Genomic DNA, 14,874 nt, shown 5'->3' on the forward strand with positions numbered 1-14,874 from the left:
ATGTTTTCTGATGAGGGATGGTTATGCCATATGTGATTACTTTTTTTGATGACCCTGGTGTGATCGAGAAGAAGCGAGAGCTTCGCGCAGTTCATTTAGAATATGTAGAAAAAAATTCGAGCCGTATCATTGCCAGTGGCGGTTTTTTTCCCGATGGCGATGATTTTCCGGTAGGAGGGCTGATCATTTTGGATACAGAAAATCGACAAGGGGCTGTCGAGTATATTGAAAATGATCCTTTCTATCTTCATGGAATATTTTCCAGCTATAAAGTTAATCGCTGGAAGAAATTTGTCTTTGATCACAAGCGCGTGACGCCTTAAATAGTTGGGCAGCACTGCGAGAAATAATAGAGTTGTGCAGTCCTGTACCTGCATGACCAAGAACAAAATCAGCAGGAAGGAGTGGGCACTGTGAAGACGTATTCGCACTGGATTGACGGAGCATTTCAAGCGCCGGCAAGTAATGCTTGGTTAGATACCTTTGATCCCTACCATGGAGAGGCATGGGCGAAGATTCCGAAAGGTAATGCCATTGACGCTTCGGCCGCTGTGGCGGCAGCCAAATACGCCATGCGCCAGGGGCCTTGGGCGTCCATGAGTGCAACGGAGCGAGGAAAAACCTTGCGCCGTATCGGTGATATCACCCTTGAGAACATCGAACGGCTTGCTGACCTTGAGGTCAAGGACAATGGCAAACTTCTAGCGGAGATGCGTGGAGCCATCCGCAACGTCGCCGAGATCTGGTACTACTATGCGGGACTGGCCGACAAGATCGAAGGTTCGGTCATGCCAATGGAGAAAGCCGGCATCATGGGTTTCACCATGCGTGAGCCGATTGGGGTTGTGCTTGCGTTGACTGCTTGGAATGCACCGCTCAATTTTTTGGCGCTCAAGTGTGCACCGGCTTTGGCGGCAGGCTGCTCAGTGGTTATCAAACCATCTGAGTTTTCCTCAGTTAGCTCTCTGGAATTCGCTGCGCTCACGAAAAAGGCGGGCCTCCCTGACGGTGTGCTCAATGTCGTGACAGGCTTGGGCCATGACATTGGTGCGCCTTTAGTGGAGCATTCGGATGTGGCCATGGTCACGTTCACTGGTTCTGATACGACTGGCGCTAAAGTTTACGCCGCTGCTGCGCAACATATGAAGCGCGTGACGATGGAGCTTGGAGGCAAATCGCCTAATATCATCTTTGCAGATGCAGACCTCGATTTGGCGGTCGGTGGGGCCATTTCTGGGATTTTTGGTGCGGCCGGTCAGATGTGCACCGCAGGTTCTCGGTTGTTGGTACAGAACTCTATCAAGGGGCGGTTCACCGATTTACTACTCGCCGCAGCACGTTCGGTAAAAGTTGGTGACCCCATGGACCCATCGACACACATGGGGCCTATGTCAACCGCTCCGCAGTACCAGAAGGTGCTGGATTATATCGACATCGCACTTTCCGAGGGTGCCAAGTGCTTGCTAGGCGGTAAACCTGCTTCTGGTCCAGGGATCAAAGGTGGACAGTTTATAGAACCGACTGTATTCACAGATGTTTCCAATGATATGCGAATTGCCCAAGAGGAAGTGTTCGGGCCGGTGCTGTCTATCATTGGATTTGAGGATGAAGCAGAGGCGATCGAGATCGCGAATACGACACTTTATGGCTTGGCTGCTGGTGTATGGACTGGTGATGTCGGTAGACTTTTCAGGGTTTCGAAAGCCCTAGACGTGGGAACCGTATGGGGAAATACATATCGGACCTATAGTTATATGATGCCCTTCGGAGGTATGAAGCAGTCAGGTATTGGTCGGGAAAGCGGTATCGAAGCCGTGAATGAATATCTGGAAACTAAAAGTCTCATGGTGTCGATTGCTGAAACTCGGCCGGAAAACAATTTCGTCCCTCGGTGAGCTCCCTAAGGCGCGTTACGCTTAAATGCTGTGTCTTGGTAGACCGGCTGCTCCCGCCCCGTAACGCGTCTATCATTTAACTGGTTCGGCCCGTTAGTGTTAGTTGGTGATGCACTTATCTTTCCATCATGGGCGATGACTAAGTCGGCTTGCCGTTGACGCATTTTCATATTGTGTTAGCAGATAACAATATTAAGGAAGATTGCTATGAGCTATTTTCGCTGTGTTGTGCTAGCTTCCTTTTCTGCGATGCTGTTTCCATTGCATGTCCACGCTGGTGATGTAATGCCAACACTGAGTTATCCACCTAGTGGGAAACAGCTATATGAAGTACCGTTTGCTGAGCGTCAATTGCCGGCCATTACAGCTAAACGTTGGCTCAAGGTTTCAGACAGCGAAATGCAGACAGAGTCCCCAGCTTTCGATCGAGAAGGCAACCTGCTCTTCGTCGAGGTATTTGGTGGTCAGGTACTGAAAGTCGACAAGCAAAAGCGTTTGAGTGTTCTAGTACCGAGAAACGCCCGAGGTTCTGCAGGGTTGGCCATCCACAAAGACGGTCAGCTGTATGTTGCGGGGCTAGGGAGTTCTCAAGAATCTGGCAGTATTACGGCATATTACCCTAATGGAGATCTTGCACGGTCCATAATTGATGTCGATAAGAATTTTGTCGTGGATGATCTGGTGTTCGATAGTGCAGGTGGATTCTATTTTACCGACTTCAAAGGTACTCCCACGCAACCGACAGGGGGCGTTTACTACAGCTTTGCTGATGGCAAAACAGTCGTTCCTATACTTCGTAATATGGCACTTCCTAATGGCATAGCGCTATCGCCTGATGAAAAAACGCTCTGGGTGACCGAATTCGCTACTGGCCTTTTGCACAGAGTCGAGTTGAGCGATCCACAAACGGTTGTGCCCTTCGGCGAAGCCGTCGTTTACAGATTCAATGGCCCATCTCCGGACTCCATGCGGGTGGATGCCGACGGCAATCTGTATGTTGCGATGTATACCCAAGGACGCGTGCTGGTACTTAACCAAAATGCGAATCCGATCGGCCAGATTCTTATTCCAGGGCGCGAAGAAGGGCATTATCTCCGAACTACAAGTCTTGCCATCAAACCCGGAACAAATGAGCTTTTTCTTATCGCGAATGATGGAGATAAAGGGGGTGGTGCCGCGATATTTCATGCGAAAGGATTTGCAAAGTCCCTGAGTTTATACTCTCATCAATGAGTCCCGTAGCAGTTAATGCCATCATGATATTTTTGTTGGAGCATTGACTGCTTGTTTTTGAGGGGGTAATCACATTTTTACTAAGGGGTATTGTGAGGTGTGACAATGATTGTGCGACTTTCGCTGGTGCAAGTATTTCCCTCGTTGCAATATTTGCAGCATCTGCTGCGCCGATTCCCCTTTACAATTTTTATCGTCTTGAAGATGGTTTAAGCTACAGTCATCTATCGCTGAGTGCGGTCTTTTATTTTGTAGGGGCGATATTTGCATTGCTGATATTTGGGCGCTTGTCCAGTTTCATTGGGCGCCGACTAGTTTCGTTACTTGCTATATGCCTTGCCGCATTGGCCTGCCTGATTCTCATGACTGTACACAGCCCTCAGCCACTGATGGTGGGCCGTCTTTTGCAAGGGCTAGCATGCGGATTGGCTTCAACAGCACTCAGTGCCTGGCTAATCGATACGGCGCCGGCTTCGCCGGCTTGGCTGAGCAGCTTCGTTACAAGCTGTGGACCCATGACCGGGTTGACGATCGGCGTGTTGGTTGCTGGAGTAATGGTCGACTTCAGTGGCCTCGCGCGGCATTTGATGTTCGCGATTATCTTCATGATCTTGTTGCTGTGCGTAGCGCTCGTCGTAAGAGGACGAGAAACCATTGCGCGGCAGCATGGTGCGTTGATCTCGCTACGACCCGAGTTCGCTCTGCCAATCTCTTCTCGCAGAGCCTATCCAGCAGCGGCTTGGGTTTTTGTCAGTACTTGGGCATTTGGGGGATTTTATCAAGCTTTTGGGCCTGCTATGGCCAAGGAACAAATGCATTCCGTAAGTGCGGTAGCTGCGGGTGCAGTATTTGCATCTCTTATGGCACCGAGTCTAGTGGGAGCGTACCTGGCAGGGCGCTTGAAAAGTGTGCAGGCTCAACGGTGGGGTATATCGCTTTTCGCCTTAGCTGTAGGTGGAACTGCGTTGGCGCTCGCGCAGGAACGACTATCTTATTTTCTTGTCGCGAGTACTTTGGCTGGTGTTGCTCAAGGCCTTACCCTGACTGGCAGCATACAAACGATGGTAGATGGTATTTCAGCTGAAGAGAGAGCAGGAGTGATGTCCGTGATTTATGCAACTTCTTACTGCGGCGCTGCTTTTCCAACCTTAGTTGCTGGACAGTTGGCGAACCACGTGAATCTCTGGCAGCTCGCCACAGTGTACTGTGTACTGGCCTTCGTAGGGAGTTGCGCAGTTATGTTGTTGACACGCACGAATAGAACTATATCAATCGTCCCTGATTGACGAAATGGCCGCTCACCCAGGCGGGGAGTGCAGACTGACGATTGCCGCCACTGGTGGTTGCGGGCTTCCAGTGGATGATCCCATCAGTAGGAGCTGCATCCCATCCACTGCGACCAATGTCACGAGCCGAGTCGGTCTTACGATTCTCAGGGATATTCGACGAAAAGCCGCTTCCGTCAGGTGCCGCGGTGTCCTCAACCGCACCTCAGGACGCAAACACCACACCCGTGCGCGCCGCCGCATTGCGGATATGCTCTTGCATGGCGCGTTGCGCCCCGGCCTGGTTGCCGCGGGCCAGCTGACGCAAGATCTTGCGGTGTTCCTGCCAGGTTTCCATGGCACGTTCCGGGCGAATGAACGGCAGTTTCTGGCTTTCCAGGAAAATATCCTGGCTGGCGGTGATTACCTGCAGCATGGCGAGATTACCGCTGGCTTCCAGCAAGCGGCGGTGGAAGGCGAAGTCCAGGCGCGCGGCGTCGATGAAACGGCCAGCGCGCAGCTCCTGGCGCATCGCGTCGACATTGGCTTCGAGTTCATCGATGTCGGCGGCGGTCAGGTACAGCGCGGCCAAGCCGGCGGAGAACCCCTCTAGGGCATAGCGCAATTGAAAGGTATCGACCGCAGAAACCTGTTCGGCATAGGGCCAGGAGAAGTCGGAAGCAGGGGGGGAAGGGGGCGCCTGGACGAAGACCCCTTTGCCCGGCTGAACACTCAACAGGCCCAAGGCACTCAAGGATGATAGTGCTTCGCGCAGCGAGGCACGGCTAATACCCAGCTGTTCCGCCAGGTCGCGCTGGGACGGCAGGGCATCGCCGGGCTGGTAGTTGCCCGCGTGGATCAGCTTGCGGATGGCTTGCAAGGCAATTTCCGGAACTGCGCGGGGGAGGGTATCGAGCATCGGTTCAGACCCGTTGGAAAGCGATCTGCGCTTTGTAAAGGCTTTACCCGCTGCCTGGCAAGTCTCGCCCCGCGCTGGCGCAGAGGAAACGAGGGTTGCGCGAAAGCGAGGCACCGATCTGGCGGGGTGCTTGACTGTTCAGACCAGTAAGACCTCGCGCGCCCCAGGCGGCAAAGGCCTTGGACGTGCCGAAGCGCAATGCTGGCATGGCCTGTGCAATTTCTGGGGAGGCAACTTCTTACATACCACGAGGGCTTTTCATAAAAAATATCCGTTTCCTGTTTCTGACGACCCTGCTGTGCGGCGGCGCCCTGGCCGTTTCTCCTGCGCAGGCCGACGCCCTGGCCGACATCACCGCCCGTGGCGTACTCAAAGTGGCGGTGCCCCAGGACTTCCCACCGTTTGGCTCGGTAGGACCGGATCTCAAGCCTCGCGGCCTGGACATCGACACCGCGCAACTGCTGGCGGACAAGCTCGGCGTCAAGCTGGCCCTCACGCCCGTCAACAGCACCAATCGCATTCCGTTCCTCACCACCGGCAAGGTCGACCTGGTGATCTCCAGCCTGGGCAAGAATACGGAGCGCGAAGCGGTGATCGATTTCTCCCGTCCCTATGCGCCGTTTTACCTGGCGGTGTTCGGGCCTGCGCAGGCGACGATCGAGCACATCGATGCCATCGCTGGCAAAACCATCAGCGTCACCCGCGGTTCGATCGAGGACATGGAGCTGTCTGCCGTGGCCCCGCAAGGAGCGATCATCAAACGCTTCGAGGACAACAACTCCACTATCGCCGCCTATTTGTCTGGCCAGGTCGAACTGATCGCCAGTGGTAGCGTGGTGATGGCCGTCATCGCCGAGAAGAACCCGGCCAAGGTGCCGGTGATGAAGGTAAAGCTCAAGGATTCGCAGGTCTACGTGGGCCTGGCCAAGCAGGAGCCGGCCTTGCTCGAAAAAATCAACACCACCCTCGACGCAGCCAAGGCTGACGGCAGCCTCAATCGCAATGCAGAAAAATGGCTGAAGCAGCCACTGCCGGCCGACCTCTGAACGGCCTCTGGAGTCGCTGATCCATGGCCTATCAATTCGATTTCGCTCCTGTATTAGCCCAGGGCAGCCTGCTGCTCGAGGGCGCGGTGTTCACTCTTCAACTGACGGTGATCGGTACCTTGTTCGGAGGCGCCATTGGCGTGCTCGGGGCAGTGGTGCGCGCCTGGCGGCTGCGGCCATTCGATGCCCTGTTCGGCCTGTACGTGGAGCTGATCCGCAATACGCCCTTCATCGTCCAGTTGTTCTTCATCTTCTTCTGTTTGCCAGCGCTGGGCGTGCGGCTGACTGAGTGGCAGGCGGCGGTGCTGGCCATGGTGATCAACCTGGGAGCTTACTCCACCGAGATCATTCGGGCTGGCATTCAAGCCATTCCCAAGGGGCAATTGGAGGCCGCTGCGGCCCTTGCCATGAGCCGCGCCGAGGCGTTCCGTCACGTGGTGCCGCAGCCGGCGCTGGCCAAGGTCTGGCCGGCCCTGTCGAGCCAGATCGTGATCGTGATGCTGGGGTCGGCGGTGTGCCCGCAGATCGCCACCGAGGAACTGTCGTTCGCGGCCAACTTCATCCAGTCGCGCAACTTCCGCGCGTTCGAGACGTACCTGCTGACCACCGCCTTGTACCTGGTCATGGCCATCCTGGTGCGCCAGTTGCTGGCCTGGCTCGGGCAGCGCTTGCTGATGGGGAGACGCTGAATGGATTTCACCTTGTGGGACATCGTGCGCAACCTGCTCGTGGGGTTGCAATGGACCTTGCTGTTGTCGCTGGCGGCCTTCCTCTGCGGTGGTATTGCTGGCCTGTTGCTGCTATTGGCGCGGATTTCCGACAACCCGCTCCTGCGTAACCTCGCCAAGGGCTACATCGAGCTGTTCCAGGGCACGCCGCTGCTGATGCAATTGTTCATGGTGTTTTTCGGCATCGCCCTGTTCGGCATTGATGTGTCGGCATGGATGGCGGCCGTCATCGCCCTGACGCTGTTCACCAGTGCCTTTCTCGCCGAGGTGTGGCGGGGTTGTGTCGAGACCATTCCGCGTGGCCAATGGGAGGCGTCCGGCAGCCTGGCCATGAGCCGCCTGGAGCAATTGCGCCATGTGATCCTGCCTCAGGCCTTGCGCATCGCCGTCGCGCCCACCGTGGGGTTCTCGGTGCAGGTGGTCAAGGGCGCGGCGGTCACTTCGATCATTGGCTTTACCGAATTGACCAAGACCGGCGGCATGCTCGCCAATGCCACCTTCGAACCTTTCCTGATCTACGGCCTGGTGGCCGTGGGTTACTTCACCCTTTGCTATCCGCTCTCGCTGAGCGCCCGTTACCTGGAAAGGAGGCTGCATGCCCCTGCTTAGAGTGTCCGCGTTGCACAAGTACTATGGCGACAACCATGTGCTCAAGGGGGTCGACCTGACCATCGAGGAAGGCGAAGTGGTCGCCATCATCGGCCGTAGCGGTTCTGGCAAAAGCACCTTCCTACGGACCCTGAACGGCCTGGAGTCGATCAGCGACGGAGTGATCGAGGTGGATGGCGAATACCTCGACGCCAGCCGTGCCGACTTGCGTGCATTGCGCCAGAAGGTTGGCATGGTGTTCCAGCAGTTCAACCTGTTCCCGCACCTGACCGTGGGCGAGAACGCCATGCTCGCACCGCAGGTGGTGAAGAAGGCCAGCCGACCCGAGGCGCTGCAACTGGCCCAGCAGATGCTGGCCCGGGTCGGCCTGGCCGACAAGTTCGATGCCTACCCCGATCGCCTTTCCGTTGGCCAGCAGCAGCGGGTAGCCATCGCCCGCGCCCTGGCCATGTCGCCGAAGGTCTTGTTGTGCGACGAGATCACCTCGGCGCTTGACCCGGAACTGGTCAACGAGGTGTTGGGCGTGGTGCGCCAATTGGCCAAGGAAGGCATGACGCTGATCATGGTCACCCATGAAATGCGCTTCGCCCGGGAGGTGGGTGACAAGTTGGTGTTCATGCATGACGGCAAGGTGCATGAAGCAGGTAAGCCTCAAGAGGTGTTCGCGGCGCCAAGGACGCCAGAGCTTATGAACTTTATCGGTAACGTGGTGGGAGAATGAGCCCTTGCAGAGGGCTCGAAACTTGGTGTCATCTACACACTGTGGAGGATAATCAGCGTTACCGGGCTGTCGAGCCAAGTTAGTCGCTACGGTCGCCCTGATTAGGATCGGCGAAGTACCTGGTCCTTTCGGACTAAGGCGCGTCCATTGTGGCCTAGTAGCATCGTCCGTATCGTTGGAGGAGGACGAGGCACATGCACTCAAGGCAAGATAAAGAGACTTGCATTTAGTTCTGGCGATAGTCTCTATGTCTCAAGGGTATTTGCAGAATCAACATCGCTATACTGTGATCGTTCGAGTTTATCAGAAGATGTGAGAATAGTTGTGAGCCGCTGCCCCAGGATGTGCCACGCCTCAGTTTTTTCCTTGGCATAATCATAATGGAGGTAATGTCGACGGACTTTCGAGCCACTCAAGAGGTGGTTCTGGCAGCGGTCGATGATTTCCAGTGTGATACCAAGCTCTTGCATCATTGTTGCGCCAGTCCGGCGAAGGTCGTGAGGGGTCCATTCGCCCTTCGCGCCGTGGCCGAGCACCAGCGAGTCGTTATGATGACGACCTGACAACGGTTTACTGCGTTTTTTGAAGCGGCACTGTCGGTCGCCTATCAGTTTACTCACCGTTTTGGTGTCTACATGACATTCACCATTTCTACTCGGGAAGCAGTACGGGCTGTCTCCAGTTTCTATCTTCAGGCGCTTAAACTGCCTCAAAGCGAACTCCGAAAGAAAGACATGGTGATCCTGGCGCTTGCCTTTACGACCTTTCGTGGTAAGCGCTGGGATAAGCCAAGTGCCTTTGCCCAGATCTACATTCTTCCATTCGGCCTTGAGTAACTCACCAATGCGGCAAAGGGTGCTCAGGCAGATCCATACCGCGCACTGCACGCGAGAGCTGACAGCTCGGATGCCGGAGTATTTTCTACCGGCGGGTAACGCCTCGTAGTCGTGCTCCAGGCGGACGAAGATATCTGCCAGTTCACGGATTTCGCTGGGGGAGAGCAGGCGGTCACGCTCTTCCTGATAGTAGTCGTCCAGTAGTGTCTGCACATCGACCAAGTCGATGGGGTTCCCGTCAATCATCAGCGATCGCCAGGGTTTGCGCTTTTCGGCCCAGCGCAGCATCTGTCCAATGTCGTTGTACAGGATCACCACGGTACGGTTAAGACCGCGCGCACGAACTGCACGCAGGACAGTCAATAAATCTCTTTCTGTCAGGGCACGCACCGGCTTCTTGCCAATGGCAGGAAGTACGTCCTTCTTGAAGCTGCGGTGTAACTCCGCGTTTCCATCCTGGCGAGAAACGCCGTCGATTACCCATTCGTTGAACAAGTCTTCAACAGTCTTATTTTCCGCTGCCTGCCGTTCGGCCTCGGCAATCGTGTCAGCAATGGCGGTTTGCGCTTCGATTTTGGCTGCCTTCTTGGCAGATGTCGGATCAATACCTTCAGCTACTCTTCGGCTCGCGTTCCTATGTTCGGATCTTATTTCGGACAGGGATTTACTTCTGCTACCAGTCTTGGCCCATGTACCGCAGGCGAAGTCTTTGAATTTTCCGTCCCACTTGAAACGATAATAAAAGCTCACCGAGACGCCTTTCTGACGAGCAATCACTTTGCCTATCAAGTTCCCGTCGTCGCGCAGGGTCTTCCCATTATCCTCAACGGTGAGCGATTCCAGTTCTCTGACGGTTATTTTGGCCATTCTCTACCCCTTGCACACCTAGAGGGAATCGAAAAATACCCCTACTTATACCCCTACCAAGGCGACGGCTCTCGGTGGAAAGCTTTGGGCTGAGGTAGATAGAATACTAGCCTGAAACCCCTGTGCTTGCTAGGTCAGTGACGTGCTTCTGTGTTCTGTCGATGTCCACTAAAAACCAATAAATAATCGAATGGGGTGCAAGGGGTCGAGTGTTCGAATCACTCCGTCCCGACCATATATTTCAATGACTTAGGCCATTTCCGAAAGGAGTGGCCTTTTTCATGTGCGTGACTTTTGCGTGACTTCTCAGGGTAACACCACCGCGAATTCGCATGCCGTCAACCTCGTCAGGATCGGCGTGGGTGTAGAGCGGAATGCTGTAGTCGTTGACCGCCGAGGCAGGCGCTCCACCGAATTTGAGGTTGTGCTGCTTAACCTCGTTCGAGATCGTGGCGTACGCCTGAGGTTAGCGTGATTCCATCCATGCCACCGGCTCGGCCCGGTGCTGGGCCGGCAGGTGCTAAACCGGAGATCGGTCCAAGGCCAATTACAGACTGGCCCATCGGCGCCGCATCCACCATGGCACTGGTACAGAGTGATACGTCCCCTCAGCTGCCAGCAGCCCACTGGCGCCGCTTGTCCATGATGAAGTCGACGAAGGCCCGCAGGCGCAACGGCATGTGCCGGCCTTGGGGATACAGCAGGGTGAACGGCCGCGAGCGGCCCGCGAAGGGCCGCAGCACCTCGACCAGCGAGCCCTCGGCCAGCTCGCGCTCGACGATAAAGCGGTAGGTCTGGAACAGTCCCGCGCCGTGCTTGGCCAAGGTCACGCCACCGAGCACGTCGTCCGAGCAGATGTAGCCGCCCTCGGTGAGTACTTCCCGTTCGCGGCCCTCCTCGTCGAACAGCCAGGCGATGCGCCGACCGCTGCTGGGCAGTTCGAACTGGATGCAGTCATGCTGCGCCAGTTCTTCAAGGCTCTGCGGTTCCCCCGCGTGTTCCAAGTAATCTGGAGTGGCCACCACCACCAGCCGGGCGTCTTCCAGCGGCCGGGCGATCAGAGTCGAATCCGGCTGTGCACGCACGCGGATGGCCAGGTCGTAGCCCTCGCCGACAAAGTCGATATTGCGGTTGCCCAGGTGGATGTCGACCTGCACCTTCGGGTAGCGCCGGCGAAACTCGGGCAGCAGCGGCAGGATGCGGTGGTGCCCGTAGGTCGTGGGCAGGCTGATGCGCAGTGTGCCCGAAGGCTCCTGCTGCTGCCCGGTCACCACCCGTTCGGCCTCCACCAGCTGGGTCAGCGCCTGACGACACTGTTCGTAGTAGCCTCGCCCGCCCTCGGTCAGACGGATGCTGCGGGTGGTACGGACGAACAGTCTGGAGCCCAAGCGCTCTTCCAGGCGGCTGATCGAGCGACTGACCGCTGCCGGCGTCACGCCCGCCGCGAGACCGGCCGCGGTGAAGCTGCCCAGCTCCGCCGCCAGGCAGAACAGCTCGATGCTGCCGAGTAGGACGTCGTCGAAATGCCGCTGCATTGATTACACCATGTATCAACTGAAGTTCTCGCTGCCATATTTATCCTTATCTAAAGCAAAAATATAGTCCTCCCAACGGCGCTCTTCTGCGTCACCTGATTGGGAGAAACGACATGAGCAACAGCAAAACGGTAGTGATCACCGGCGCCTCCAGCGGCATCGGCTTCGGCCTGGCCAAGGCTTTCCTCGCCAGTGGCTTCAATGTGGTCGGCAATGCCCGCTCCGCCGGACGCCTCGCCGAGGCCAAGGCACAACTGGACAGCCCCGCCTTCATCGGCGTGGCCGGTGACATCGCCAAGCCTGAGACCGCCCGCCGCCTGATTCAGGCCAGCATCGACGCCTTCGGCCAGGTCGACGTGTTGGTCAACAACGCTGGCTTCTTCCTGCCCAAACCCTTCGTCGACTACAGCCCGGAAGACATCCAAAGCATGCTGGAGACCAACCTCAAGGGCGTGGTCTACGCCTCCCAGGCCGCCGCCGTGCACATGATCGAGCGGCGCCAGGGTCACATCATCAACATCACCGCTGCCGTGGCGCTGCAACCCAACATCGCCGTGCCCGCCGCCTTGCCGGTGCTGATCAAGGGGGGCCTCAACCAAGTTACCCGCGCCCTGGCGCTGGAGCTGTCGTCGCACAACATCCAGGTTAACGCGGTGGCTCCCGGCATCATCGAGACGCCGATGCACGATCCGGCCAGCTTCGACTTCCTCAACGGCCTGCAACCGGCCGGACACATCGGACGCGTCAGCGACATTGCCGACGCCGTGCTTTACCTGGCCAACGCCGGGTTCACCACGGGCGTGGTGTTGCCGGTCGACGGCGGTATGAGTGTCGGCAAATGGTAATAGGCTGAACGTAACGGGGAGGCATCCCGCCTCCTTGCCCTGATTTCCCCACCCCATAGGAGTAATACCATGCCCTTCGTCAGCGTCCGCATCACTCGCGACGGCGTCACCCGTGATCAGAAAGCCCAAGTCATCAAGGAAATCACAGAGACCTTGCAGCGAGTGCTCGGAAAGAAACCTGAGCTCACCCATATCGTGATCGATGAGGTCGACACCGATAACTGGGGCTACGCCGGCATGACCACCACCGAGTACCGCAGCAAAAAAACTCAGGGATGAGCTCCGAACTGCCCCGGCGGCGCGAATCAGCGCCTCCAGGGCGGCCTTGGCTCGACACGCTTGCGAAGGAGAACCCACTTGGAGACCGGGGTGGCCAATACGCTAGCGCATCTCGTATAGGGAGAGTCTCGCCCCCATGTTACCGAGTCTCAACTTCCTCAGGATAACGCTGGCACATAGACAACCTGGTCACGCCCCCCATGTTTGGCCGCATAGAGACCGCCGTCAGCGCGCTTTATTGCATCATCAATCTGCTCACCCTGGGTGAGCAGGGCGCATCCGATGCTCATGGTCATCTTCCGAGGGACGCCGGGCAACAAAAACGGCGCGCTGCCAATTGACTGACGCAAGCGCTCCGCAATCTGCGTTAATTCTTGGCTATCTTTAACCCGTAGCAGGGCCACAAACTCCTCTCCTCCCTGGCGTACCAGCAGGTCATCTGGCCGCAGCGTAGCCCGCAGTCGGCGAGCACACTCGCAGAGCACTTTATCGCCGGCATCGTGGCCATGCTCGTCATTGACGGATTTGAAACGGTCGAGGTCTGCGTATACGGCACCTAGCTGTAAACCTCGCTCCTCAGCCAAACGAAGCTCTCGGTTCTGAAATGCTGCCAACGCCCCGCGATTCCATAGTTGTGTCAAAGGATCAAGTAAAGCCCTGCGCTGCCCGCGATCCATTTCAACACGCAGAGCGCGATTGACCTGCGCTAGGCTCCGCAGTTGCAAATAACCCTCGGTGAGCGTGGCTAAGTCCCGAAAATGAGCCTGTTGCGCCTCGCTGAGCTTCCGCGGCCGAGGATCGAACATGCACAGGGTGCCAATGGCTTTGCCATTTGAGGCACGTAACGGGTGGCCCGCATAGAACCGGATATAGGGTGGGTTCAGCACGAGGGGATTGTCCTCGAAGCGTGTATCGCACCTGGCGTCGGAAACCATCAAGGTATCTTCACCGAGAATCGCGTAGCCGCAAAAAGACACATTACGCTTCGTCTCGCTTACCTCGATACCGATTCGAGCCTTGAACCACTGCCGGTCCTGATCGATTAGGCTGACCAGAACGGTCTCCACCTGGGCTAGTTCTTGGGTGAGTCGTACCAAGGTATCGAGATAATGCTCGGCCGGCGTATCGACCAAGTCCATATCATCAAGTGTGCGCTGACGAAGTGCTTCATCAGCGGGTAGGGGACAAGCTGGCATATCTGTTACTCCACTCCTTGGTTCGTTTTTTCCACAAACGCGGATAGAAAACTCTCAAGCATCTTGACCAATGCCGCACACGCTCGGCGCCTTCAGGCCAGGCCAGCCGGAATAGAGAGCATAGCAAACCGGTTGGCTCTATCCCGGATCCTCCAGTGGGCATTACCTGTGGTGTTGATCGGCGCGGCTCGGTCGGTCGCCCAAGACCTCGACAAACTTCTCAGACCTACAGACGGCTTGAACAAACGGTTGAGGTTGTCGCCCCTGCCTGCCTTATTGGAAATCCGGTATTGACCTCGAGTTAAGTCAAGGTTTTAGAGTGGCGTCCGGACGCTCTCGCTGCTTTCGGAAACGAACTCACAAAGGACCCGGAATGGACACTCCGACTTCACTGCTGATTTTCCAGATCACCTGCTGCATTGGCTTGAGCCTGTGGCTGAGTATCAGCCTGATCAACAACCTGCAGGCCTTTGCCAGCTCAGTCGGGGCGATCGGGGAGACCATGTCGATGGCGCCGCTGGCCCAACCTCCCAGAATCAGCCTCCCTTTGCTGGTGCGAGCAATGACCTCTCACGCCATCCATCGCTTGGCCTTGTCGATCATCGTGCTGACACAGGCAGCCGCCGTTCTCGCGGCTTGGGTTGGCTGCTATGAACTGCTGCTTGGCGCCGGCCTGGAGGTGGCGCGGCCCTGGTTGAACCTGGCCTTGAGCGCAACGCTCGGGTTCCTGTTCGCGATGCTGCTGGGCGGGATATGGTTCGGCTACTGGATCCGCCAGGAAGGGTTGCAACTGACCCATCTGCTGTTGATGGTCTGGATCCTGCTGCACTTCGTCGTACTGAATGTCCGCTGGAGTTGAGCGGCCTAGGGAAGCTTGGAGCATTTCAGTTAAAAGGAGCA

General features: G+C 56.7%; 15 protein-coding genes. 11 read left to right on the forward strand and 4 right to left on the reverse strand.

The annotated features are described in order from the left end of the window. The first annotated feature begins 23 nt into the window (after positions 1 to 23). From AC3WLP_RS17690 to AC3WLP_RS17705, 4 genes are all read left to right on the forward strand, one after another. Positions 24 to 323, forward strand: coding sequence for a YciI family protein (locus AC3WLP_RS17690; RefSeq protein WP_088512787.1), 300 nt, complete (start codon positions 24 to 26; stop codon positions 321 to 323). Positions 324 to 413: 90 nt separating this feature from the next. Further along, positions 414 to 1,895: an aldehyde dehydrogenase gene (locus AC3WLP_RS17695; protein ID WP_088512786.1), complete on the forward strand. Its 1,482-nt coding sequence runs from the start codon at positions 414 to 416 to the stop codon at positions 1,893 to 1,895. A gap of 207 nt (positions 1,896 to 2,102) precedes the next feature. After that, a complete protein-coding gene (locus AC3WLP_RS17700; protein WP_256596086.1) occupies positions 2,103 to 3,128 on the forward strand; it encodes an SMP-30/gluconolactonase/LRE family protein in 1,026 nt (341 codons plus the stop codon). A 92-nt stretch (positions 3,129 to 3,220) separates the two neighbouring features. Beyond that, positions 3,221 to 4,414, forward strand: coding sequence for an MFS transporter (locus tag AC3WLP_RS17705; protein ID WP_088512785.1), 1,194 nt, complete (start codon positions 3,221 to 3,223; stop codon positions 4,412 to 4,414). Between the two features lie 205 nt (positions 4,415 to 4,619). On the opposite strand, the gene AC3WLP_RS17710 is transcribed toward AC3WLP_RS17705, so the two are convergent. After that, positions 4,620 to 5,312 (reverse strand): FadR/GntR family transcriptional regulator, encoded by a 693-nt coding sequence (locus AC3WLP_RS17710; protein WP_088512784.1) that lies wholly within the window; start codon positions 5,310 to 5,312, stop codon positions 4,620 to 4,622. 260 nt (positions 5,313 to 5,572) lie between these two features. On the opposite strand from AC3WLP_RS17710, the gene AC3WLP_RS17715 reads away from it, so the two are divergent. The 4 genes from AC3WLP_RS17715 to AC3WLP_RS17730 are packed head-to-tail and all read left to right on the forward strand — an operon-like array spanning position 5,573 to position 8,416. Next, the gene (locus tag AC3WLP_RS17715; RefSeq protein WP_088512924.1) at positions 5,573 to 6,358 is read left to right on the forward strand and encodes a transporter substrate-binding domain-containing protein; all 786 of its coding nucleotides are present in this window, start codon (positions 5,573 to 5,575) and stop codon (positions 6,356 to 6,358) included. 23 nt (positions 6,359 to 6,381) lie between these two features. Next, positions 6,382 to 7,047, forward strand: a complete 666-nt coding sequence (locus AC3WLP_RS17720) for an amino acid ABC transporter permease (protein WP_088512783.1) — start codon at positions 6,382 to 6,384, stop codon at positions 7,045 to 7,047. Beyond that, positions 7,048 to 7,695: an amino acid ABC transporter permease gene (locus tag AC3WLP_RS17725; RefSeq protein WP_088512782.1), complete on the forward strand. Its 648-nt coding sequence runs from the start codon at positions 7,048 to 7,050 to the stop codon at positions 7,693 to 7,695. After that, entirely contained in the window at positions 7,682 to 8,416 is a 735-nt protein-coding gene (locus AC3WLP_RS17730; protein WP_088512781.1) for an amino acid ABC transporter ATP-binding protein, read from the forward strand. The genes AC3WLP_RS17725 and AC3WLP_RS17730 overlap by 14 nt, the downstream gene beginning before the upstream one ends. A 245-nt stretch (positions 8,417 to 8,661) precedes the next feature. Here AC3WLP_RS17730 and AC3WLP_RS17735 read toward each other — a convergent pair whose 3' ends face one another. Together AC3WLP_RS17735 and AC3WLP_RS17740 are read right to left on the reverse strand one after the other, a co-directional pair. Beyond that, positions 8,662 to 10,119 carry a tyrosine-type recombinase/integrase gene (locus AC3WLP_RS17735; RefSeq protein ID WP_088512780.1) on the reverse strand — a complete coding sequence of 486 codons (1,458 nt, stop codon included), beginning with the start codon at positions 10,117 to 10,119 and terminating at the stop codon, positions 8,662 to 8,664. A gap of 608 nt (positions 10,120 to 10,727) precedes the next feature. Beyond that, positions 10,728 to 11,654 carry a LysR family transcriptional regulator gene (locus AC3WLP_RS17740; protein WP_014753567.1) on the reverse strand — a complete coding sequence of 309 codons (927 nt, stop codon included), beginning with the start codon at positions 11,652 to 11,654 and terminating at the stop codon, positions 10,728 to 10,730. A gap of 113 nt (positions 11,655 to 11,767) precedes the next feature. On the opposite strand from AC3WLP_RS17740, the gene AC3WLP_RS17745 reads away from it, so the two are divergent. Beyond that, positions 11,768 to 12,499 (forward strand): SDR family NAD(P)-dependent oxidoreductase, encoded by a 732-nt coding sequence (locus AC3WLP_RS17745; protein ID WP_088512779.1) that lies wholly within the window; start codon positions 11,768 to 11,770, stop codon positions 12,497 to 12,499. A gap of 69 nt (positions 12,500 to 12,568) precedes the next feature. Continuing rightward, positions 12,569 to 12,778 carry a tautomerase family protein gene (locus tag AC3WLP_RS17750; RefSeq protein ID WP_088512778.1) on the forward strand — a complete coding sequence of 70 codons (210 nt, stop codon included), beginning with the start codon at positions 12,569 to 12,571 and terminating at the stop codon, positions 12,776 to 12,778. A 158-nt stretch (positions 12,779 to 12,936) separates the two neighbouring features. On the opposite strand, the gene AC3WLP_RS17755 is transcribed toward AC3WLP_RS17750, so the two are convergent. Then, entirely contained in the window at positions 12,937 to 13,974 is a 1,038-nt protein-coding gene (locus tag AC3WLP_RS17755; protein ID WP_088512777.1) for a sensor domain-containing diguanylate cyclase, read from the reverse strand. A gap of 373 nt (positions 13,975 to 14,347) precedes the next feature. Here AC3WLP_RS17755 and AC3WLP_RS17760 point away from each other — a divergent pair, with 373 nt between their 5' ends. Further along, positions 14,348 to 14,833, forward strand: a complete 486-nt coding sequence (locus tag AC3WLP_RS17760; protein ID WP_088512776.1) for a DUF2165 domain-containing protein — start codon at positions 14,348 to 14,350, stop codon at positions 14,831 to 14,833. Positions 14,834 to 14,874: the final 41 nt, after the last annotated feature.

This window comes from Pseudomonas sp. FW305-E2, assembly GCF_058782925.1.